The following is a 20,938-nucleotide window of genomic DNA, read 5'->3' as shown; positions in this document are numbered from 1 at the left end:
CAGCGCTTTTGCAGATGGGAAGCATTTTTTAATGGTTGTACGATGTCATATCGGAATCATTTCCCCGCCCCGCCGCGGGCTAGAGCTGCCGCGCAGGCTTGAGCCCGTGCGTTGCCTGCTCGCTCACCGGGGGGGCGGTCCCGCCCCTTGCAGGCGGGAGATATGGAGACATGAGCGTAGGGGCGAGCGATAGGATGGAACGGCGAACGGTGCAGGCGCTGGAGATCGTACGTCACGTGCCGAACCAGGCTGTCCCCGCGCAACGTTGCTTGTTTGGTAAGCGTCCGGCCAACATTTGAGTTCAGCTAACTCAAGGTGATAGGCAATGAAAAACCCACACTTGGCCTGACAGCTACCTGGATAGTCTGCGCATCATTTAGTCAAACCGTCACGTCGACCTTATTGGCGCCTACGGTCATCTGGGTGACTGTTTCATGCGTCATCCGCTCGCCCTTGCTCCACAACTGGGAGGAGAAGAAGCCGTTCAGGGTCTCAGCGTTTGGGGTTGTCCCTTTTTTAAGGAATAGGGCACCCAGATCGATGGTGTTGGCGAAGTTCTCCTTGTTCAGGATGTACCCACCCGTAAAGTTGCCACCCCACGTAGCGTCGGCGGCCACCAGGGCGATGGAGGCGTCGCGGTAGCTGCTCGCTGCCGATTTCAACTCACTGGAAGCATTCAGCCGCTCGTTCAGCCGATCCATGTCGGACGCGCTGAGCTGGCTTGAACTGTTGAGAACCTTGAGGCTGCCATCCGCTTCGATGGTGAAGCCAAATTTCTTCTTGGCGAGATCCGGATCGGTGTGAGCCAACGCTGATTGGAACTCTTCGAAAGAAAGTTTCAGCGATTGATGGGCGCTTTTGTGCCCCTCGGCAATTTGCGGGTAATCCGGCGACTGGGTGCGCGCGATCATGCTCTCGATCGATGCCGTTTCCGGGCTCGGCGCGGGGGCTTCATTGATTGGATGGTAAATCGCCGCCGGATTGATGTTGACCTTGGTTTTCAGCAAGTCTTCACTGAGGGTTTTGGTGGTCAATGGCTGGCTGGTTTGGCTCAGCTGAGCGGCTGATGGCCGGATAAATACGGAATTGATAGAAAGGGTCATGTCGTCATTCCTTGAACGTCTGAAGTTAGCAGGGTATCGACGGCCTATGAAAAAACATGAGGGTGGGGGGCATTCATAGGGACCTGTCCGATCCTGAGGAAACGGGAACAACCTTGGAGCGATATGATGCTTTCCTGAACACCCAGCGCTAGGGTTATCAATCAGCAAGTGGAACAAACTAATGGCTTGGTAGTCTTCAAGAGTGCCCCTGGGCAACGGACGGTTCTTACATGGGGGCGGTCCGAAACGTTGGAGTATTTTTTTCCATAGGAGGTTTCGCGTGCCCTGGAAGTCAAATCTTGTAGTGCTCGCCTTGTCTGCCGTTGCCTTTTCGGCGCAGGCTCAATCTGATCGTCAAGTGGTCGAGGACATGGTGACTCGCTCGGCCAATGTCTGCCCAGGCCACAGCGCCGAGCGCACCACGCCCACGGTGAAGGCGGTGCCTGTCGGCGCGTTGCGGGTCATGCTTGATCGCGGCTTGGTGATGTGTCCCGATCGTCGTCTCGATGCCAGCGCGCCGGCTGTATTCTACGGTCGAGTTGGCGTATTCCAATGGAACCCCGAGGTGCCTGCAAGCTCGGAGGTGATCGCCAAGCAGATCGACGCCATGACCCGCAAGGACGAGTATCCATCGGACACCTTAGTTTGGGATGCCAAGGGTATGCCACTTGAGCAGCGCACTGTGCCGGCTTTCGAGCCCAAGCCAGGGGCTGCTGTGCTGTACCAGGTACGGTAAGTCCTGTCGACGAGGCAGTTTCATCCTCAGCCGGCCGCCGATTATCGCGTCCAGCTCAGCGCCAGAAAGTTTTGCGTGCTCATCGAACACGAGCGGCGCCCACCGGTTTTGGGGATGTATCGAGGTTGAGCGTGGTCAAGGCATGGCAGACAAGGTGTATCTGCCAGGCGCTTACGTTTGATCGCGATTGACCTTCATGTTCAGGGTTTCAATCGTCTCGTCCATGGTTTCTGACGGCATGGCATTATCGAACTGAGGAATTAAAGCTCACTTAAGTCGCTATCTGCCTTCCACTAGGTTCTAACTTCTAACAACGGCTTCAGGAAGGTATAAAGTAGAACGGCTGCAAGAGAGGCGGCTACTATCAATGTAAGCCACATAGTGACCAATAGAGAAAGTGTGACACTATTATTTAACTCTCGAAAAATGCCGAAGGCGAAAGCTGTGTACCAAGACACCCCCGAAACTGCACCGGATGCGAGAAACAAGGTAGCTCTCCTGCGGGAGACTCCAAAAAGCAGCGGCCGACTCATGTCGCGTAGTACCTCTGGCAATACAAACGCGTGGATGATTATTCCATTGATGGTCAGGACGCTCACCACAATGACCTTCGCCCAAAGTTTAGGGTTTTCAAACTTTTCCGGCGACTCCATCGCGTAAAGGGCAAGGAAACCAAGGCCTGAGAGCCACAGGAGGCATAGTCCAAGAGTGACTGCGCCGCTGATGAAGTGAAAAGTGCGTCCGATTTCAACGGGGAGGCTACCCTTGCGCATCCAGCGCAAGATCCAGAGATCTAGCATCGTCGCCCCGCCGAGACCGAAGCACATACCAAGCAGGTGTAAGCCTACAAGGAATGTCAGCACCTTTAGCTGTGGGAGTGGATCAGGCAACGGAACGCTAAGGGCAAGTGTGTCCGCGAGTAAGTGACCACTGCTGGAGAATGCAAGTAGGCCGCCGAAAATCAGGAGTGACGTTCGTCTGTTCATTATTACGACCTTAGGCTAGCGTTCTTATTTGAACGCGTGCACAGTTTATTTGCTGAAGAATAAGGTCCTTGAATTCTCAACGTTATGGATACAAGTGGTTGCCGCGATTAGACGTTCAAGCTTGCTTCGGTAAAGTTCTAGTGCTTCGCTGCTGCTACCAAGAGAAGGCGTTTTAAACCCGCCTCGGGTTGAATGAGGCTAGCGACGATAGCGTCACATCAGCAGGTAGCACGGGTGCAGACCCTGATCAGGAAGGAACCGGTGCTTGAGCATCGATCAAACCCTGGCTCTTCAGCTCCTCCCAAAAGGCTGCTGGGATACCGACCTTCATTGCCTGCACATTGGAAACGATCTGTCCCGGCGAGCGGGCACCTGGAATGATCGCGGACACTTGCGGATGTGCTGCCGCGAACTGCAGGGCGGCAGTATGAATGTCGATGCCATGTTTTCTGGCAACCGCCATGATTCGCGCGCGCTTTTCCACCGCTCCGGCAGGCAGATCCGGGCTGAAGTTATAGCGGCTGCGCCCTCCCAGAAATCCATCGTTCAGTGGTGTTCCAACCACAGCGCTGGTGCCTTTGCTGCTCAACGCCGGAAAGGTGTTGCGCAACGCCTCGCCGTGGTCAAGGAGGGAATACTGGCAGGCCAGCAACACGATGTCGGGAGTCGGGTCATAACCGGCTACTGCCTGAACCACGGCATTCGGCGTATTGACTCCGAAGCCCCATGCCTTGATGAACCCCTCATCACGCATCTTTTCAAGCTCGACCATCGCCCCTGAGCGCGCAATTCGATACGCCGCTTCCCAACCACCTTCCAGTTCGGTGTTATCTGGCGAGATGTCATGGATAAAGACGATATCGATACGCGGCAGCCCCAGCCGCTGCAGGCTGTCTTCCACGGAACGACGCGCGCCTGCCGCGGTGTAGTCATATCGGTAGTTGAAGGGCGCCGGCGACTTCCAGATAGCATGGTCCGCGCGCCGGCCACCAGCGGCCGTCAATACGCGACCGACCTTGGTGGACACCACATAGTCGTCTGGATTCTTGCCGCGCAGGAAGCGGCCTAGACGATATTCACTCAGGCCAAACCCGTAGAAAGGCGAAGTGTCGTAAAGCCTGACACCTGCCTCCCAAGCAGCCTGCAGAACCGCGCTCGCCTGTTCGTCGCTGATCGGCGCAAAGATATTGCCGATCTGCGTCCCGCCCATGCCAAAGCGTTGAGGCGTCATGTATCGCATTGCATGCGAGGGTAAATTGACGGGCAGGTCTGCGCGCACGATCCGTCCTTCGGTACGCATCACGCTTCCGGGCTCCGTCAGCGAAGAGGGCACCGCGGCAGGCGCCAGCGAACTTGCGACACCCGATGCTGGCAGCAAAGCGGCTGCAACAGTACCCACTGCCGAATAAGTAAGAAAATCTCGTCTGTCCATCCAACTTTCCTTTCGCCACCAAGGTTTCACGGGATCATCGAAGCCGGTTCACGGACTAGAAGTTAGAACAACGAGGGTTGGCCGAGTGACCCTAATTCGCCATATCTTTTGCACAATCCTGCCGATGCTCTTGTGCTGGTCACGCACTCTCAGCAGACTCGAACATTCCGTAAATTGGGGGGCATGTGATGACGAGCGGTTCCTTCTCGCAGTTCGGTTTCAGCCGTGTGCATTCCCTGACCTTGCGCGACCCCGTGCAGCCCACCGAACGCTCCCAGGCGCTCAAACGGCTTGTCGAAAAAGTCACCCTGCAAATTGGCTTGAACGAGGTTTGCACGACGTCGATTCCAGGCTTGAGCTTTTATCGAGTGGCCGAGCTAGGTACGCCCACGTACTGCATTTATGAACCTTGCGTGGCCATTATCCTGCAGGGCGCGAAGGAGATTTCGTTCGGCGAGCAAGCCTGTGAGTTCGGGCAAGGGACGTTTTTCGTCACATCGGTCGATATCCCCACACTGGCTCGCGTGACCGCGGCTGACGAGCAAACCCCCTATTTATCCGTTGTGTTGAAGCTCGATTTTTCCATGCTCAATGAGGTGATCCTGACCCTCGAGCCGCCAAAGCAGGAATTGGCTGCTGAGGCGCGGGGCTTCGTATCCGGTGTGGCGACGAGCGAGATGCTCGATGCGTTCGTTCGACTGGCCACGCTGATCGAACGGCCACTTGAAGCAGGCTTGATGTCAGGCCTTATCAAGCGGGAGATATACGGCAGGCTGCTGCTCAGTGAAGCGGGGCAGTTGTTGCGCAGCGTCACTCGCGATGGTTACCGGGATAGCGGCATCGTGAGAGCCGTTGAATGGCTGAAATATCACTACGATAAACCGTTGCAGGTGGCCGACCTCGCCGAACGATCCGGCATGGCCAGCTCCACGCTGCATCATCGCTTTCGCAAGCTGACAGGCACGAGCCCCATTCAGTATCAAAAATCACTACGGCTGCAAGCCGCGCGTAGCCTTATGTTGACCGAGCGGATAGACGTGAACACCGCCGCGTTGCGAGTCGGCTATGAAAGCGTTGCCCAATTCAGCCGCGAATATGCCCGGCGCTTCGGAGCGCCTCCCTCGAGAGACATCAAGCGCGCACGGGAAAAATGAAAGGAGCCCGGAGATGACTGCCCTCCGGGCTCTTCGTCTTACAGTTGATCGGGTACTGAGTGATGAACCTGACGTCGTCGACGTCACCACTGAACGAGTTGCGATAGGTCGCCTGGCGCAGGCGGAATGACAGGTTTTTCAACGGTCCGTTCTGGATCAGGGCATTTTGCAGCGCGGCGCGTTGGAAAACCGTTCCCAGTATGCCCGGTGTTTGTAGGGAAATCCCTACGCCATCATCCTCAATTCCTAGTCTAAATAGGACTGCTCCGATTTTTTGAAGGGTGGCTCATGGCTATTATTCAAAGGCCGGAGTGGCATCCTGAAACCAATCCAAGACATACCGCGCTTGGAGATTGAGTTCGGACAATTCAGGGAAGACGGTTGGGGATAGAAAGGGGATCTGCATCGTGCTGAAACATATCGGCGTGACCGATCTTTGCGTAGGAATGTATGTCCAGGAGCTATCTGGTTCCTGTGTAGAACGTCCGTTCTGGAACAACAGCTTCCTGATCCAGAATGAAGAGGTGCTGGAAAAAATCCTTGTTTCGGGCATCGTCGGTGCATGGATCGACCCTTCAAAGGGGGCGGATGTGCCGGCCTCTGCGCCTGATGAAAGCCTTGTGCAGGCGGATCATGGTGGACGGCAACCTGCTTGTGCGTCTAACCAATCTTGCGCGCAAGCCGCCGGCCCCCATCCCCGGGTGTCGATGAGTGAAGAGTTGTCGAGGGCGCTCAAGCTTTGCTCCAGGTCCAAGGCTGCGGTCATGGAGATGTTCGGCGATTTGCGAATGGGGCGTATCGTTAAGCTCGATCGCGTCACGGACATGGTGGGTGAAATATCCGATTCGCTGCTACGTCATCCTGACGCGCTGCTCAGTCTGGTGCGCCTCAAGAACGCCGATGAATATACCTACATGCATTCCGTCGCGGTCTGTGGGTTGATGATTGGTTTGGCTCGTCAACTGGATCTACCACCGCAGCTGGTGGAAGAAGCCGGGTTGGCTGGCTTGCTGCATGACGTGGGCAAGATGACGATACCCACGGCCATCCTGGCTAAGCCATTAGCCTTGAATGACAACGAATACACGACGATGCGCACCCACCCTGAGGCGGGAGCCAGGATGCTGGCCGACAGTAGGCATTTCACGGCCCGGGTGCTGGACGTTTGTCTGCATCACCATGAGAAGGTGGACGGCACTGGCTATCCCCATAAGTTGTGCGGAACCCAAATCAGCCTATTCGCGCGTATGGCCGCTGTGTGCGATGTATATGACGCCGTGACGTCCGACCGACCTTATCGAGATCGCTGGTGCCCGGCCGAATCCATTCGAAAAATGGCCGGATGGACTGGGCATTTCGATCAGAAAGTCTTTCACGCCTTCGTCAAATGCATTGGTATCTATCCGGTGGGCGCGTTGGTGCGCCTGCAAAGCGGCAGGTTGGCGGTGGTCATGGAACAGCACACAGAATGTTTGCTCACGCCCATGGTGAAGGTGTTCTTCTCGGCGTCGAGTCGCACGCCGCTGCCGCCCGAAAGCGTTGATCTGGCCTGCGGGCAGGACAGGATTGTCAGCTTCGAGTCGGAGAAAACCTGGGGTTTCAAGAACCTTGAAGCGCTCTGGGCCGGCAAGGTGCAAGGCGGCGAGGCGCATTTTGGGTAGCGCGGTGCGAGCCTGAGTTTTCTTACCAGCGCTTGTCGCTGGTTTTTTTTGCGTTTTTGGGGGGGGCTGTCAGTGGGGTGTAGGAATTCTCCTACGACGCAGCCGCAATCCTTAGCTGCAAATCAGGATGCTCCGATAGTTTCGCTGCCACTACTTGGCCATTATCTCTTCAGGCCAACAAAACCGGGCATCCCAAGGGTGGGTGCTCTTGCGCAGGATCCCGCCGGATCCGCACTGAACTGGAGAGATGAAGGTGAAAGGACAGGTAATTTCCTCCCCCCTGATCTTGATGCTGCTGCCTGCGGGTTTGACGGGAGTGCTCGGTTGCGCCGCGATTCTGATCAACGCGGACTTCACCCTGCGCAGTGCAGCCAGTTGCGCTTTTGTCCTGCTGGGCTCGCTGTTCATGGGCATGTGGAGCAAGCGTTTAGCGAGCAGCTGTTTGCACGCCCGGCAAGACGATCAGCCAAGTCACCTCCCGCTGGCCGTTTCACCCGATGAAGGGCTGGGCGAAGTGTGCGCGCAGGTACTGCCGATCTGGAGCCACCAGATCGAAGCGGCGCGCATCCTCAGCGAGGAATCGATCCTCAAGCTGAGCAACCGCTTCGCGACTTTGTCGGGGGACATCAGTGCTTCTGCTTCCCATGGCGCAGGCCAGAGTTCGGGAGCTCGGTTGCTGGAAATCCTTGAAGTTGGCCAGCGGGACCTGGATTCGATCATGGTTGCCCTGCGCGACGCGCTTTTGCGCAAGGAGTCGGAGCTCAAGGAGGTCTTGCTCCTTTCCGACTTCACTTCGCAGTTGCAGGAAATGGCCAAGTTCGTCGGTGATATCGCCCAACAGACCAATTTGCTGGCGCTCAACGCTGCCATTGAAGCGGCGCGGGCAGGGGATGCCGGGCGCGGCTTCGCGGTGGTGGCGGATGAAGTGCGCAAGCTGTCCAGCTTATCCGGGGAGACGGGGCAGAAAATCAGTGAAACGGTGAACACTGTCAATGCTGCCATCTCCCGCACCGTCGAGCTTTCCCGGCATCAGGCGCAGCAGGATTCGCAAACCCTGGCTCAGTCAGAGCAACTGGTGTCCCAGGTGATCGAGCACTTCCGGCACAACGCCCAGGCCATCGTCGATACCAGCAGCAGTCTTCAGCAGCAAAGCGAAAACGTTGCCACCGAGATATCGGGGGTACTGGTCGCCCTGCAGTTCCAGGACCGGGTGGGCCAGATGCTTTCCCTGGTCAACAACGATCTTTGCAAGCTGCATGCGCATATCGCCGAACGCCAGCAACTGGCCCTCGCCGGCGGTACGCCTGCCCCGATTATCGCTGATACCTGGCTTGAGCAATTGGCAAGCACCTACACGATGCCTGAACAGCACGCGATCCATCACGGTAAGCCTGTGGTGAGCAGTCCTTCATCCGAGATCACTTTTTTCTAGGGAGTTTCCCCATGAGCAAAACCATCCTGATTGTCGATGACTCTGCTTCCATTCGCCAAGTGGTGAGCATCACCTTGAAGGGCGCCGGATACGAGGTCATCGAAGGTGTCGACGGCCGCGACGCCCTGACCAAGCTCGACGGACGCAAGATCCACTTGATTGTCAGTGACGTGAACATGCCGAACATGGATGGCCTGAGCTTCATCAAGGCAGCCAAACAGCTGCCGGCCTACAAGTTCACGCCCGTGATCATGCTGACCACCGAAACCGGTGAGGCCATGAAGCAGCAGGGCCAGGCCGTCGGTGCCAAAGCCTGGATGGTCAAGCCCTTCCAACCGGCTCAGATGCTGGGCGCCGTCTCCAAACTGATCATGCCGTAGCGCTGCCCAGAGTCCCTGGAAAGGAGGTTGTCATGACAAACACCACGGCTTGTCTGCGTCGGATTCTGGTTCTCGAAGGGCCGCTGACCATTTACACCGCCGCTGAACGCAAAGACCTGTTGCTGGAGCTGTTTCCCTTGGCTCAGGAAGTCGAAATGGATCTGGGGGGCGTGGACGAAATGGATACCGCCGGGCTCCAGTTGCTGGTGCTGATCAAGCAGGAATCACTGCGCCACGGCTCCAGTCTGTTGCTGAGTAATCCCAGCACAGCGGTGCTCGATGCACTGGATATGAGTGGGCTGCACAACTTTTTCGACGAGTCGGCCACGCCTCGTCAGCAGAGAGGTTGAAACCATGAGCTCGCCCATGAATCTGGACGACGTGCTACAGACGTTCATCGCCGAAAGCCAGGAGCTCTTGCTCCTGATGGAAGACGCACTGCTGCAGATCGAACAGGCGCCGGACGATGTGGACACCATCAACGCGCTGTTTCGCGTCGCCCACACCATCAAAGGTTCCGCCGGCCTGTTCGGCTTCACGCCGATCGTTGCCTTTACCCACGTGGCGGAAAGCGTACTGGATCGAGTCCGTGGACATGAACTGCGGGTGGACGAGTCGCTGAGTGCCTTGTTCCTGGAAGTGCGGGACCACCTGTGCACGCTGATTGAATTGCTTGCCAGCCACGGTGACTTGCAAGGCATGACCACAGAGCATGAGCGGCAGGGCGCGGCGTTGGTCGAGCGTCTCAACCGTTACCTGGAAAACCGTCACGAACCGGAGCTGTCCCAGGTACCGATCGAGCCGCCGCAATCGGCTTGTGCCGCGCGTTGGCATCTGTCCCTTCGCCTGTGTCCGGACGTCCTGCGTAACGGCATGGATCCGCTTTCGTTGCTGCGCTACCTCAACAGTTTCGGCCAAATCAGTGCAGTCGTATGCATGACCGATGGCATGCCGGATATCGCGACGATGGATCCGGAAGCGTGTTACCTGGGGTTTGAACTAGGGTTTGTCAGCGATGCCGGCCAGGCTACCATTGAAGGGGCCTTCGACTTTGTTCGCGAGGGCAGCCAGATCTGCGTGTTGCCGTGCAACGGCGACTTGGCAGGTTTCCGGGCGTTGATCGGCCGTCTCGAAGCTGAGCCCGATGCCATGGTAGAGGCCTTTGTCGCCTGTGGTTCCGTGACCCGTGAGGCATGGCTGGCCGGTTCGTCTCCTGACGAGTCGACTACCGTTGCGGTTGCCCCCGTGGTGCCAGACCAGGCGACGCGCGATGACGCGACCAAGAGCCGGGTGGCAAAAGAGGCCCGTCCGGCCGAAGGTAATCTGATTCGGGTCGACGCCGGAAAACTGGATCAATTGATCAACCTGGTGGGCGAACTGATCATCGCCGGCGCTGGCGCCAACCTGGGAGCCATCCAAAGCGGTATCGGCGAGTTGATTGAAACGACGAGTTCGCTCTCGCGTCTTGTCGAGGAGGTGCGCGACTGTGCCCTGACCCTGCGAATGGTGCAGATTGGCGGCACATTCAACCGGTTCCAGCGGGTGGTGCGCGATGTCTCCAAGGAACTGGGCAAGGACATTGCCTTGCAGGTCCTTGGCGCCGAGACCGAGCTGGACAAGACGGTGGTCGAGCGCATCGGCGACCCCCTGACCCACCTGGTGCGCAACGCCATGGACCACGGCATAGAAGCCTCCCAACTGCGTCGTGACCGTGGCAAGCCGGAGCAGGGCACGGTTCGCCTCAACGCCTATCACGAGGCTAACAGCATCGTCATTGAAGTCAGTGACGACGGCGGTGGCCTGAACAAGCAACGCATCCTGGCCAAGGCGATGGAGCGTGGCCTGGTTGCCGAAGGGCAACAGTTGGCCGACGGCGACATTCTCAACCTGATTTTCGAACCCGGCTTTTCCACGGCCGACCAGGTCAGCAACCTGTCCGGGCGCGGCGTGGGAATGGATGTCGTCAAACGGAACATCGTTGCCCTGCGCGGCTCGGTCAATCTGGAAAGCGAGGAGGGCGTGGGCACCACGGTGCGTATCCGCCTGCCGCTGACCCTGGCCATCATCGATGGTTTTCTGATCGGGGTCGGCAATGCCTCTTATGTCGTGCCTCTGGACCTGGTCGAGGAGTGCATCGAACTGTCGACCGACGACTACGGCAATCAAGAATTCCTCGACCTGCGGGGCTCGGTGCTTCCAGTCCTGCGCCTGCGCGAGATGTTCGCCATCGATGAGCCTAACCATGGCCGTGAAAACATCGTGGTGGTGCATTACGCGGGGATGCGGGTGGGCCTGGTCGTCGATCAATTGCTGGGTGAGTTCCAGACGGTGATCAAGCCGCTGGGCAAGATTTTCGGTACAGCTCATGGACTGGGCGGCTTCACCATCCTGGGGAACGGAGCAGTCGCGTTGATCCTGGATATTCCCAAACTACTCGGGCAAGTCGTCAGCCGACAGAAGCACGGTACGACCCTCAGCCCTGAATTGACTCAATAGTTTTCCCTGGAGTACAGCATCATGACCGTCAAAAAAAATATCTCGCTGCTGGTCGCCTCTGCTCTGTTGGGCATCCTGGTCCTGGTCAGTCTCAGTCTTTATCTGATGGGTGGGGTCAGGAGCACCGCCAGCTATGCGCAAGTCAATACCGTGCCCAGCCTGCAGTTGCTGGATCATGTGGCCCTGGCCCTTGCGGATAGCCACAGCCGCCAATGGCAGAGCCTGTCCGGACCTGCCGGTAATTCCCAGCAAAGTGACAAGGAGTCGGTACTCCAGGCACTTGATCGCTACCAGAAAGAGTTCGTCTCCGACGATCGTGATGCGACGCTGCTCAGCGCCTTGCGCAGCACGGTCAACGAATACAACCGGGGTGTGGAGCGTTTCGACAACGCCCTGCGCAATGCAGCCCCTGAAGCCCGCACCGTGCTGCTCGACCTGGACGTGACACGTGAAAAGGTCACTTCGGCCTTGAGTGATATCCGCCAGCACAACCTGGACCTGGGACGAAAAAATGCAGCGATTGCGGCATCGACCGAACAGACGGCGATCTACAGCATTGCCTTGGTCGGTGGCGCCACCTTGCTGGTGATCGGCTTGATCGGTTTCTTCCTGGTACGCCGGCTGCTGCACACCTTGGGTGGCGAGCCCGACGATGTACGCCTGTTGGCGGAGCGGTTCGTGGCCGGGCAGTTGGACGTGCAAGGCAGTAGCAATGGCCTTGAACGTACCGGACTGATGGGTTCCATGGACCGCCTGAGCGGGACCTTGAATCAGTTGATCAGCGATATGACCCAGATGTCCGCGGAGCACGACAAAGGCGACATCGACGTGCAGATCGATGCGGCACGCTTCGCTGGCAGTTATGGGCTGATGGCGCAAGGTATCAACGACATGGTTGCCGGGCATATCAACGTCAAGAAGCAAGCCATGGCCTGCATCAAGTCGATCAGCGAGGGCGATCTGCAGGCGCCCCTGCAAGCGTTCCCCGGCAAGAAGGCGTTCATTAACGTCACCATCGAGCATCTGCGCAGCACCATCATGGCGTTGATCGAAGAGATGCGTCACATGTCGGACGAGCATGAGAAAGGTGACATCGATGTGCATATCGACGTACAGCGATTCCAAGGCTCGTACCGTCAGATCGCCCAAGGCATCAACGACATGGTCGATGGCCACATCAGCGTGAAAAAACAGGCCATGGCTTGCATACGTTCTTTCGGTGAAGGCGACCTGTCGGCGCCCCTGGCCCAGTTCCCCGGCAAAAAAGCCTTTATCAACGACAACATCGAGCAACTGCGCCGCAACATCCAGGCGCTGATCGAAGACACCCAGATGCTCAGCGAGAATGCGGTGGTCGGCCGACTCGATACCCGTGCGGACAGTACTCGCCATCAAGGGGATTTCCGCCGCATTGTGGCGGGGATCAATAGCACGCTGGACTCGATTGTTGCGCCGCTCAGCGAGGCGATGGAGGTCATGGTGGCCCTGTCCGGTGGTGACCTGACCCGCAGCGTCAAAGGTGATTACCAGGGCAGCCTGCAAGACCTGAAGAACGCGGTCAACGAAACGGTGAGCAAACTCTCGCAGATCATTGGCGAAGTTCGCAGCTCCGCCGATTCGCTGTCCAGTGCCTCGGAAGAGATCTCCGCCACGGCCCAGAGCATCAGCCAATCGGCTTCGGTACAGGCGGCGTCGGTTGAAGAGACGTCGGCGTCGATGGAGCAAATGTCGGCGTCGATTTCGCAGAACACCGAGAATGCCAAGGTGACCGATGGCATGGCCGGCAAGGCGAGCAAGGAAGCGAGCGAGGGTGGGCAGGCCGTCAAGGACACCGTCTCGGCCATGAAAACCATCGCGGAGAAGATTGGGATCGTCGACTCGATTGCCTATCAGACGAATCTGTTGGCGCTCAACGCGGCCATCGAAGCGGCCCGTGCCGGTGAACATGGCAAGGGCTTTGCGGTCGTCGCCGCTGAGGTGCGCAAACTCGCCGAGCGTAGCCAGGTCGCGGCACAGGAAATCGGCCAGGTGGCCAAAAGCAGTGTTGCCCTGGCTGAACGGGCCGGCAACTTGCTGGATGAAATCGTACCCTCGATCACCAAGACTTCCGATTTGGTCCAGGAGATCGCCGCTGCATCTGAAGAGCAGTCCATCGGCTCCGAGCAGATCAATACCGCCATGTCGCAGATGAGTCAGATCACTCAGCAAAACGCCTCGGCTTCCGAGGAGCTGGCCGCCACCGCCGAGGAAATGAGCAGCCAGGCCGAACAGTTGCAGGAGTTGATGGGCTTTTTCACCCTGCAGGGTCGGGTGGCGGTGTCTGCCGTTCCTCGGGCCGCTTCTTCCAGTCTGGGCGGTATGCAAAGCAGTGAGCATGCCCAGGAAGGCGGTTTCATTCGCTTCGGGAGTTGAGCCATGGACGCTGCAGTCGTGAGTCATTTCGAGTATGCGCCGCAGAGTCCTTGCGACAGCGAGTTCCTGCAATTCCTGACATTCGTGTCCGCCAGGGAGGTCTATGCAATCGATACCTTGTGTGTACGCGAGATCATCGAATACGGCCAGGTGACAAGCGTACCGATGATGCCGGACTTTATCCGCGGGGTGATCAACCTCCGCGGTTCGGTGGTCCCGGTGATCGATCTGCAGGCGCGCTTTGGCAAGGGCACCACGCAGCAAGGCAACAGGACCTGCATCGTTATCCTGGAGTTGATCCAGGAAGGCGAACCCCACGTGCTGGGCATTGTCGTCGACTCGGTGAGCGAAGTGATCGAAATCGAGCTGGCCGACATCAAGGCCGCGCCAGCGATCGGGAACCGGATCCGTGAAGACTTCATTCGAGGGATGGTCAAGATACGAGGGGCGTTCCTGACGGTGCTTCAGCTCGACCAGGTGCTGTGTGTCCGTGAGATCGCCAGCCAGTTGCATTGAGTCGTCGCGCCCACGCGTGCGTACGTTGTCTTGAGAGGGGGCCGCCGCCTGCGGTGGGTCCCGAGGAGTGAAACATGTCCATATCCGCATCGCGTTCGCCGGCCCCAGGGACGGCAGCCCCACAGTACCTGACCTTCAGCGTGGGTCAGGAGATGTTTGCGGTAGGTACCCTGTGCGTCCGGGAGATTGTCGAATACGGCCCGATTACCCCGTTGCCGATGGCGCCGCCAAAGGTTCGCGGCATCACCAACCTGCGCGGTGCGGCCATTCCAGTGCTGGATCTCGGATTGTGTTTTGGCGGCGCCCAGACTTTGGAAAACCCACGCACCTGCATCGTCATGCTGGAAGTCCACGGCAGCGGTGGCACAGGCCTGGTGGGCATCATCGTGGACGCCGTCAGCGAGGTGCTGGAGATACCGGCCGAGCAGATCGAGCCGGCACCGGCACTCCAGGGGCGCCTTAGCCCTGAGTTCGTGGTGGGGATTGGCAAGCTCAGTGATCGTTTCGTCTTGTTGCTGGACATCGAGCGCATGCTCGGAAGCGATGATTGGTCGGCGCTGTTTCCTTCGAACATCAACGAGGACGGGTTGCAAGCATGAATGCCGTTCTCTCCGACAACGAGTTCCAGCAGTTCCGGTCAATGATTCATGAAATCGCCGGGATCAGCTTATCCGTCGCCAAGAAACAGCTGGTCAGTGGCCGCTTGGCCAAGCGTCTGCAGTTTTTCAACTTGACCACCTATGGCAGCTATTACCGTTTGCTGATGAAGGACCGGGCCGAGTTGCAAATGGCGGTGGACTTGCTGACCACCAACGAAACCTACTTTTTCCGCGAACCCAAGCATTTCGAGTTTCTGCGCGACGTGATTCTTCCCGGGCTTCGTGGCAATGGCCCAGTGCGTATCTGGAGTGGTGCCTGCTCCACGGGAGAGGAACCCTACACCCTGGCCATGGTGCTGGCCGACAGCCTGGGCACCCGGCCATGGGAGATCCTCGCTTCCGATATCAGTAGCCGGGTGCTGGAAAAAGCCCAGGGCGGACGCTACCCACTGGATGGTATCCGCGGTATTCCCGAGGCGCTGTTGAACAAGTACTGCCTGAAGGGTGTGGGCTGCAACAACGGTATTTTCATGGTCGACCGCGCGTTGGCGTCACGGATCACGTTCACTTCGATCAACTTGAACAATGCGCTGCCTTCGGTGGGGCAGTTCGACGTGATCTTCCTGCGCAACGTGATGATCTATTTCGATAACCAGACCAAGTCCGAAGTGGTGAAGCGCTTGAGCAAACACCTGAGGCCGGGGGGCTATTTCATCGTGAGCCATTCGGAAAGCCTGAATGGTATCAGCGATGAATTGCAGGTGGTCAAGCCTTCGATCTATCGCAAACCGGATGCTTGAGATGGCTCGGGTGGTCGAATATTTCCTGCAGCCCGGCGAGGTGGCGTTCGGAGGGCGCCAGATGCGCTTATGTACGGTGCTGGGGTCTTGTGTTGCCCTGGTGTTCTGGCATCCGCAACGCTTGTTGGGCGGCATGTGTCATTTCATGTTGCCTCGTCGAGGAGGCCACGGCGCGGGACACCTGAACGGTCGTTATGCGACGGATGCATTGATGCTGCTGTTCGAGTGCATTCATCAAGCGGGCGCCCGGCCCGAGCAGTTCGAGGTGAGCCTTTTTGGCGGGGCTGACATGTTTCCCGGAGTGGAGCGCGGTGACGCTATCGGGATTGGCCAACAGAACGTCAATGCCGCCAGGCGCCTGATCCAGGACCATGGGTTGCAATGCCGGGCCTATCACGTAGGTGGCCGGGGGTATCGTCACTTGGTGTTCGATGTGAGCACTGGACGCCTTCAGCTCAATCATGCCGATTCGGTACGCAAAGTATTCGAATCGCCCAAGAGTAATGTCTGATGACGGATATCAAGGTCTTGATCGTGGATGATTCCGCCGTGGTGCGCCAGGTGCTGAGTGCGGTTCTGAACCAGGCCAGTGGAATCCAGGTGATCGACGTCGCCGTCGATCCGGTGTACGCCATGGAGAAGATGAGCAGGCAATGGCCTGACGTCATTGTGTTGGACGTCGAGATGCCACGAATGGACGGCATTACCTTCCTGAAAAAACTGATGGCGCAAAAGCCTACGCCGGTGGTGATTTGTTCGACGCTGACAGAGAAGGGCGCCAAGACCACCTTGCAGGCGTTGGCGGCCGGTGCAGTCAGTATCGTCACCAAGCCACAGTCCAACCTGCGACAGTTCCTGACTGAAAACGCGGACGAACTGGTCCAGGCCGTCAGGGGCGCAGCGAAGGCCAACCTGCGGCGCCTGGTGGGCGCCCGGGCGCCTGTCGACGTACCGCCCCGGCTCAGTGCCGACTCGATCCTGTCCCCTGCGTCCGTAGCCATGGCCCGCACGACTGAAAGCATCGTTGCCATAGGCACTTCCACCGGAGGCACCCAGGCCCTTGAACAGGTCCTGCAAGGGTTGTCGCGGGTATGTCCCGGCATTGTCGTGGTGCAGCACATGCCGGAGAAGTTTACCGCCGCCTTCGCCGAGCGCCTCAATCACGTTTGCGAGATCGAGGTTCGCGAGGCGGTACAGGGTGATCGCATCATTCCCGGGCGGGCGCTGATCGCACCGGGAGGCACTCACATGCTGGTCAAGCGCAGTGGCGCCCAATACCAGGTGGATATTGTGCAGGGACCTCCCGTCAGCCGACATCGACCCTCGGTGGATGTATTGTTCCGTTCGGTCGCACGCAGCGCAGGCAGCAATGCCTTGGGCATCATCATGACGGGCATGGGGGATGATGGCGCTCGGGGCCTCAAGGAGATGCGTGATGCCGGCGCCAGGACCTTGGGGCAGGATGAAGAGTCGTGCGTGGTGTATGGAATGCCGCGCGAGGCGTTCAAGCTGGGCGCGGTCGAGCGTGAGCTGCCCCTGGAGCAGATTGCTTCCGCCATCCTTGGCGTTCGCGGTCATCAGCCCTGAGTCGCGGCGTCTTCAGACCAGCCCTTCATTCAAGGCGTAGCGCACCAGATCGGTACTGGTGGCAAAGCACATCTTTTCCATCAGCCGAGTCTTGTGCGTGCTGACGGTCTTGTTGCTGATCACCAGTTGTTCGGCGATCTGGTTGACGCTCAGCCCTTGGGCCAGCATGCGCAGGATCTGGAATTCACGGGAGGTCAGGCTCTGCGAGGCGTTCTCGGGTGTCACACCGCTGCTTTGCAGTGCGATTTGTTCGGCCAGTTGTGGATCGAGGTAGCGCGCGCCGGTGCTCACCTTGCGGATCGCCGCCAGCAGCGCTTCCGGGTCGCGGTCCTTGGTCATGTAACCTGAAGCGCCGGCGCGTAGGGCTCGCTGGGCGATGTGGGCTTCATTGTGCATGCTCAGGATGAGCATCGGCAGCTTGGGGTAATGGGCGTGGATACGGCCAATCAGGTCCTCGCCACTCGAACCAGGCATGGTCATGTCGAGCAGGAGCACATCGATCTCGGTATGGCGCAACAACTCCAGGACCTGGGCCCCGTTCTCCGCTTCTGCCACCACGGCAATATCCTTGACCAGCGCGAACAATTGCTTGAGGCCTTCGCGCATGATCGTGTGATCGTCGGCCACCATTAAACGGATCATGAGTCTTGACTCCTTGAAGCGGGTACACGTAGTTGGACAGTCGTGCCGCTGCCCGGGGTGCTGGATATGGTGGTGGTTCCCCCCAAGGTCAGGCCCCGTTCGCGCATTCCCAGCAAGCCGAGGGTCCTGGATGATTGTTCGCGTTGCTCGAAGCCCTTGCCGTTGTCGGTGATTTCCAGTGACCAGTCATGCTCGCCTTGCTCAAACCTGATATCGACCCGAGTGGCTTCGGCGTGCCGGGCGATGTTGGTCAGCGACTCCTGGGCGATCCGAAATGCAGCGGTTGCGCTGGCATCGTCCAAACGGATTTTTTGCGCAGGAACCTGCAGGTTGCAGTCGATGCCCCATTGCTGCTTGAACGTGTCGGTCAGCCATTCCAATGACGCGACGATGCCCATGTTAAGGATGGAGGGGCGCAGGCTGGTGGAAATGTTCCTGACCACCTGCACCGTTTGGTCGATCAGTTGCAGCAGGCGTGCCACCTGTTCGCTGAGCTGGGGCAGTTGCTCGCCGTACTGGAAGCGCAGCAGCGAAGTGCCCATGCGTATGGCGGTCAGATGTTGTCCGAGCTCATCGTGGATCTCCTGCGCAATGAGTTTGCGTTCCTCTTCCCGCGCACTTTCTCGACTGGACATCAGTTGGCGCAGTTGCTTGTTGAGCGAAGCCAGGCGCAGTTCGGCCAGGCGTAGCTGCGATATGTCGCGAACGACAGCCAGAACGGTGGCGATTTTTCCCTGGATGTCCTGCTCGGGAACGAGACTGATGTGATAGACGCGCTGCAATCGATGTTGCTCGGTGAGCACATATTCATGCTCCAGAGGCTGGCCTTTTTCCACCGCTTCGATGACGGCTGCATGGAATAATTGGCTCTGCAGGTTTTTCGGCAGAATCTCGAGCAGGTCCTTGTGCAGTAAATCGATTTGCGGGCGATCCAGCCAGGCTTCCAATGCCGGATTGACGAACAGCAGCTCTGCCGTTCGACTCAGTCGTGCAATACCGTCCGGAGAGTTTTCAACCAGCGTGCCGATTTCCTGCTGCCGGGCCAGTTCGTTGCGCTGGGCCTCCAGGATGTCGGTAATGTTGCGAGCAATGCACACCAGGCGATGCAAGCGCCCGTTTGAATCGGCTACGGGTACCAGGTTGAAATGGACAACGAGTGAGCGCTGACCGCAGGGCAGATGTGCATCCAGTTCGATGGGGGCTCCCACGGCGATGCAGTGCAGGCAGATCGCCTCGACGATACTGGCGGCTTCTTTTTCCAGGCACTGGCCCAACGATTGGCCGATCATGTCGGAGTGACTTTTGGCGAGCATTTCGCATAGCTTTGGATTGGCCTCCAGGCAACTGAGTTGCTGGTCGGCATCCACGGCGAGCAGGCAAAGCATATCTTGCGAATGGTCGAAGACTTCGCGGTAACGGCGTTCGCTTTGCGCCAGGTGGCTGTGGGCCGAGCAGCGCTCCCAGGCGATGGCACCGATATGACTGGCCATTTGTGCATGCTTGCGATCCTGCTCGCTCAGTTGGGCGTCCCCACCGACGAACAACAGGATGGCCCCCATCGCGACACCGGTCTTATTGACCACCGGTTCTACCCAACAACCTCGATAGCCTGCCTGCAAGGCGGGCTGGCTGAACGCGAGGCCCGCGGCGTCGCTTTTCAAATCAGCGATGAAGTGATGGTGTTCGAACCGCTCGGGGTGTCGATCAAGATCTTCGGCCAGACAGGTTGCAATCGAGGACGTGTCCGTAGGAGGGGCGCGATGGGATTCGTCGCCAGGCACAGCCTTGAAGGCCATGGCGTTGTGAAGCCCGGGCGTCAGAATATCCAGGTAGGCGCCGAGCAGTGGCAGCACCTCCCGGAGGGTGTCGTGAGTGACCATCTTTTGAAAAATGGCGGAGCGCGCATTCTCGGCCCGCTCCTGTCGGCGCAACGCACTGATATCCTGGGCGGTGACCAGCACCCCGCACAGCTCGCCTGTTTCGTCATGCTCCGGCGTCAGGTTGCACAGGAAATCCACGGAGCGACGTGAGTGTGAGCCCCTGTTTTCCAGCAGGAACGTATTGGCTACGCCGGTTGAAAGCGTAAGTTCTACTTGCGTGCGAAAGTATTCGTCCAGCGGATTGTGCGTCGAGGCGCGTTCGGTGATGTGAGTGTTGGGAAAACCCCGGGCGCGCTCAAGCTCGGGATTGGCATAGATTTGTTGTCCTAGCCGGTTGTAGCGAAGGATGATGTTTTGTGAGCTTTTGGCCAGTGAGAGGTACTTCTGTTCGTTATTGAACAATGCCTGACGCAAGGCGAGATGTTCACTGATGTCTTCCAGCTGCGATACGAAGTAAAGCGCTTCTGCATCAGCGTTACGGGCGATGCCCAGGGTCAGGCGTGCCCACAGCGTGCTGCCGTCCTTACGGATGTAGCGTTTTTCCAACGTCAGGCTCGTACGGTGTCCCAGGATGAGTCTGTGCAATTCATCCTTACTGATATCGGTGTCGTCCGGATGCGTCAAACGCTGGAAAGATGTGGCGCGAAGTTCTGCTTCGGTGTAGCCGAGCATCTGACACAGCATTTGATTGGCCGCGATCCATTCACCGCTCATTCGCAATAAGGCCAGGCCTGTGCCAGCAGAATCGAACGCCAGGCGATAGTCCTGTTCGGCAAGGTGGATGCGTTCGGCGTGGCGGATCTTCACCAGGAATGTGGATTGTTGTGCCCTGTAGTCGAGTGTCACTTTCAGCGTGTCGCCGTTCGCCGACGCACTTTGAAAATGCCAGTTCCCTTTGAGTCGCGCATGGGTCAGGTGCTTTTCAAAAGTCAGACGCTTGAGAGAAAACAATGCAGGCGAGGGAACAAGGGCGGCGACGCTTTCGCTCAGCCCCAGTAGCCGACTGGCGCAGTCATCCATGATGAGCAACGTTCCCTGGGCATCCAGCAACACGACACCCACGTCATCCGCATCCTGCGTGAACGGTGTTGCTACCGCTATGGCTGAATCCATTCGCCCCAT

18 protein-coding genes and 2 pseudogenes are annotated in these 20,938 nt (G+C 58.3%); 14 read left to right on the top strand and 6 right to left on the bottom strand.

The window, feature by feature from the left end; all coding sequences use genetic code 11:
* Positions 1-380 precede the first annotated feature (380 nt).
* Positions 381-1,103 (bottom strand): hypothetical protein, encoded by a 723-nt coding sequence (locus AO356_RS29940; RefSeq protein ID WP_060742942.1) that lies wholly within the window; start codon positions 1,101-1,103, stop codon positions 381-383.
* Between the two features lie 280 nt (positions 1,104-1,383).
* Between AO356_RS29940 and AO356_RS29935 the strand changes: the two genes are divergently transcribed.
* Positions 1,384-1,839 (top strand): hypothetical protein, encoded by a 456-nt coding sequence (locus tag AO356_RS29935; RefSeq protein ID WP_060742941.1) that lies wholly within the window; start codon positions 1,384-1,386, stop codon positions 1,837-1,839.
* 293 nt (positions 1,840-2,132) lie between these two features.
* Here AO356_RS29935 and AO356_RS29930 read toward each other — a convergent pair whose 3' ends face one another.
* Together AO356_RS29930 and AO356_RS29925 are read right to left on the bottom strand one after the other, a co-directional pair.
* Positions 2,133-2,825, bottom strand: coding sequence for a hypothetical protein (locus AO356_RS29930; RefSeq protein WP_177431663.1), 693 nt, complete (start codon positions 2,823-2,825; stop codon positions 2,133-2,135).
* Positions 2,826-3,072: 247 nt separating this feature from the next.
* A complete protein-coding gene (locus tag AO356_RS29925; protein ID WP_060742940.1) occupies positions 3,073-4,257 on the bottom strand; it encodes an aldo/keto reductase in 1,185 nt (394 codons plus the stop codon).
* Positions 4,258-4,445: 188 nt separating this feature from the next.
* On the opposite strand from AO356_RS29925, the gene AO356_RS29920 reads away from it, so the two are divergent.
* On the top strand, positions 4,446-5,411 hold the full coding sequence (locus AO356_RS29920; RefSeq protein WP_060742939.1) for an AraC family transcriptional regulator: 966 nt from the start codon (positions 4,446-4,448) through the stop codon (positions 5,409-5,411).
* Here the strand turns inward: AO356_RS29920 and AO356_RS32470 are convergent.
* Complete coding sequence (locus AO356_RS32470; RefSeq protein ID WP_237140784.1) at positions 5,389-5,553, bottom strand: OprD family porin; 165 nt, start codon at positions 5,551-5,553, stop codon at positions 5,389-5,391. The genes AO356_RS29920 and AO356_RS32470 overlap by 23 nt on opposite strands.
* Before the next feature lie 265 nt (positions 5,554-5,818).
* Between AO356_RS32470 and AO356_RS29915 the strand changes: the two genes are divergently transcribed.
* The 12 genes and pseudogenes from AO356_RS29915 to AO356_RS29865 all read left to right on the top strand — a co-directional run bounded on the left by AO356_RS29915 (position 5,819) and on the right by AO356_RS29865 (position 17,294).
* The gene (locus AO356_RS29915) at positions 5,819-7,072 is read left to right on the top strand and encodes an HD-GYP domain-containing protein (protein WP_060743248.1); all 1,254 of its coding nucleotides are present in this window, start codon (positions 5,819-5,821) and stop codon (positions 7,070-7,072) included.
* Between the two features lie 829 nt (positions 7,073-7,901).
* Positions 7,902-8,504: pseudogene (locus AO356_RS33560) on the top strand (methyl-accepting chemotaxis protein); the annotation flags it as partial.
* Positions 8,505-8,515: 11 nt separating this feature from the next.
* The gene (locus tag AO356_RS29905) at positions 8,516-8,884 is read left to right on the top strand and encodes a response regulator (protein WP_013692986.1); all 369 of its coding nucleotides are present in this window, start codon (positions 8,516-8,518) and stop codon (positions 8,882-8,884) included.
* A 32-nt stretch (positions 8,885-8,916) separates the two neighbouring features.
* Positions 8,917-9,234 (top strand): STAS domain-containing protein, encoded by a 318-nt coding sequence (locus tag AO356_RS29900; RefSeq protein WP_060742938.1) that lies wholly within the window; start codon positions 8,917-8,919, stop codon positions 9,232-9,234.
* Between the two features lie 16 nt (positions 9,235-9,250).
* The gene (locus AO356_RS29895) at positions 9,251-11,380 is read left to right on the top strand and encodes a chemotaxis protein CheA (RefSeq protein ID WP_060742937.1); all 2,130 of its coding nucleotides are present in this window, start codon (positions 9,251-9,253) and stop codon (positions 11,378-11,380) included.
* Between the two features lie 21 nt (positions 11,381-11,401).
* A pseudogene (locus AO356_RS33555) lies at positions 11,402-12,631 on the top strand (methyl-accepting chemotaxis protein); the annotation flags it as partial.
* A gap of 81 nt (positions 12,632-12,712) precedes the next feature.
* Positions 12,713-13,792, top strand: coding sequence for a methyl-accepting chemotaxis protein (locus tag AO356_RS33550; protein ID WP_371919201.1), 1,080 nt, complete (start codon positions 12,713-12,715; stop codon positions 13,790-13,792).
* Positions 13,793-13,795: 3 nt separating this feature from the next.
* Complete coding sequence (locus AO356_RS29885) at positions 13,796-14,308, top strand: chemotaxis protein CheW (RefSeq protein ID WP_060742935.1); 513 nt, start codon at positions 13,796-13,798, stop codon at positions 14,306-14,308.
* Between the two features lie 74 nt (positions 14,309-14,382).
* Positions 14,383-14,907: a chemotaxis protein CheW gene (locus AO356_RS29880; RefSeq protein ID WP_060742934.1), complete on the top strand. Its 525-nt coding sequence runs from the start codon at positions 14,383-14,385 to the stop codon at positions 14,905-14,907.
* Entirely contained in the window at positions 14,904-15,707 is an 804-nt protein-coding gene (locus AO356_RS29875) for a CheR family methyltransferase (protein WP_060742933.1), read from the top strand. Before AO356_RS29880 ends, AO356_RS29875 begins: the two co-directional genes overlap by 4 nt.
* A gap of 1 nt (position 15,708) precedes the next feature.
* Complete coding sequence (locus AO356_RS29870; RefSeq protein WP_060742932.1) at positions 15,709-16,218, top strand: chemotaxis protein CheD; 510 nt, start codon at positions 15,709-15,711, stop codon at positions 16,216-16,218.
* Positions 16,218-17,294, top strand: a complete 1,077-nt coding sequence (locus AO356_RS29865; protein WP_060742931.1) for a protein-glutamate methylesterase/protein-glutamine glutaminase — start codon at positions 16,218-16,220, stop codon at positions 17,292-17,294. Before AO356_RS29870 ends, AO356_RS29865 begins: the two co-directional genes overlap by 1 nt.
* A 12-nt stretch (positions 17,295-17,306) precedes the next feature.
* Here the strand turns inward: AO356_RS29865 and AO356_RS29860 are convergent, their stop codons facing one another.
* A complete protein-coding gene (locus tag AO356_RS29860; RefSeq protein WP_060742930.1) occupies positions 17,307-17,936 on the bottom strand; it encodes a response regulator in 630 nt (209 codons plus the stop codon).
* On the bottom strand, positions 17,933-20,929 hold the full coding sequence (locus AO356_RS29855) for a PAS domain S-box protein (protein WP_109791134.1): 2,997 nt from the start codon (positions 20,927-20,929) through the stop codon (positions 17,933-17,935). Before AO356_RS29855 ends, AO356_RS29860 begins: the two co-directional genes overlap by 4 nt.
* Between the last annotated feature and the right edge of the window lie 9 nt (positions 20,930-20,938).

Origin of the sequence: Pseudomonas fluorescens (assembly GCF_001307275.1) — a bacterium.
Lineage (GTDB): Bacteria > Pseudomonadota > Gammaproteobacteria > Pseudomonadales > Pseudomonadaceae > Aquipseudomonas > Aquipseudomonas fluorescens_AA.
This window is presented reverse-complemented; position numbering and strand designations above follow the sequence as displayed.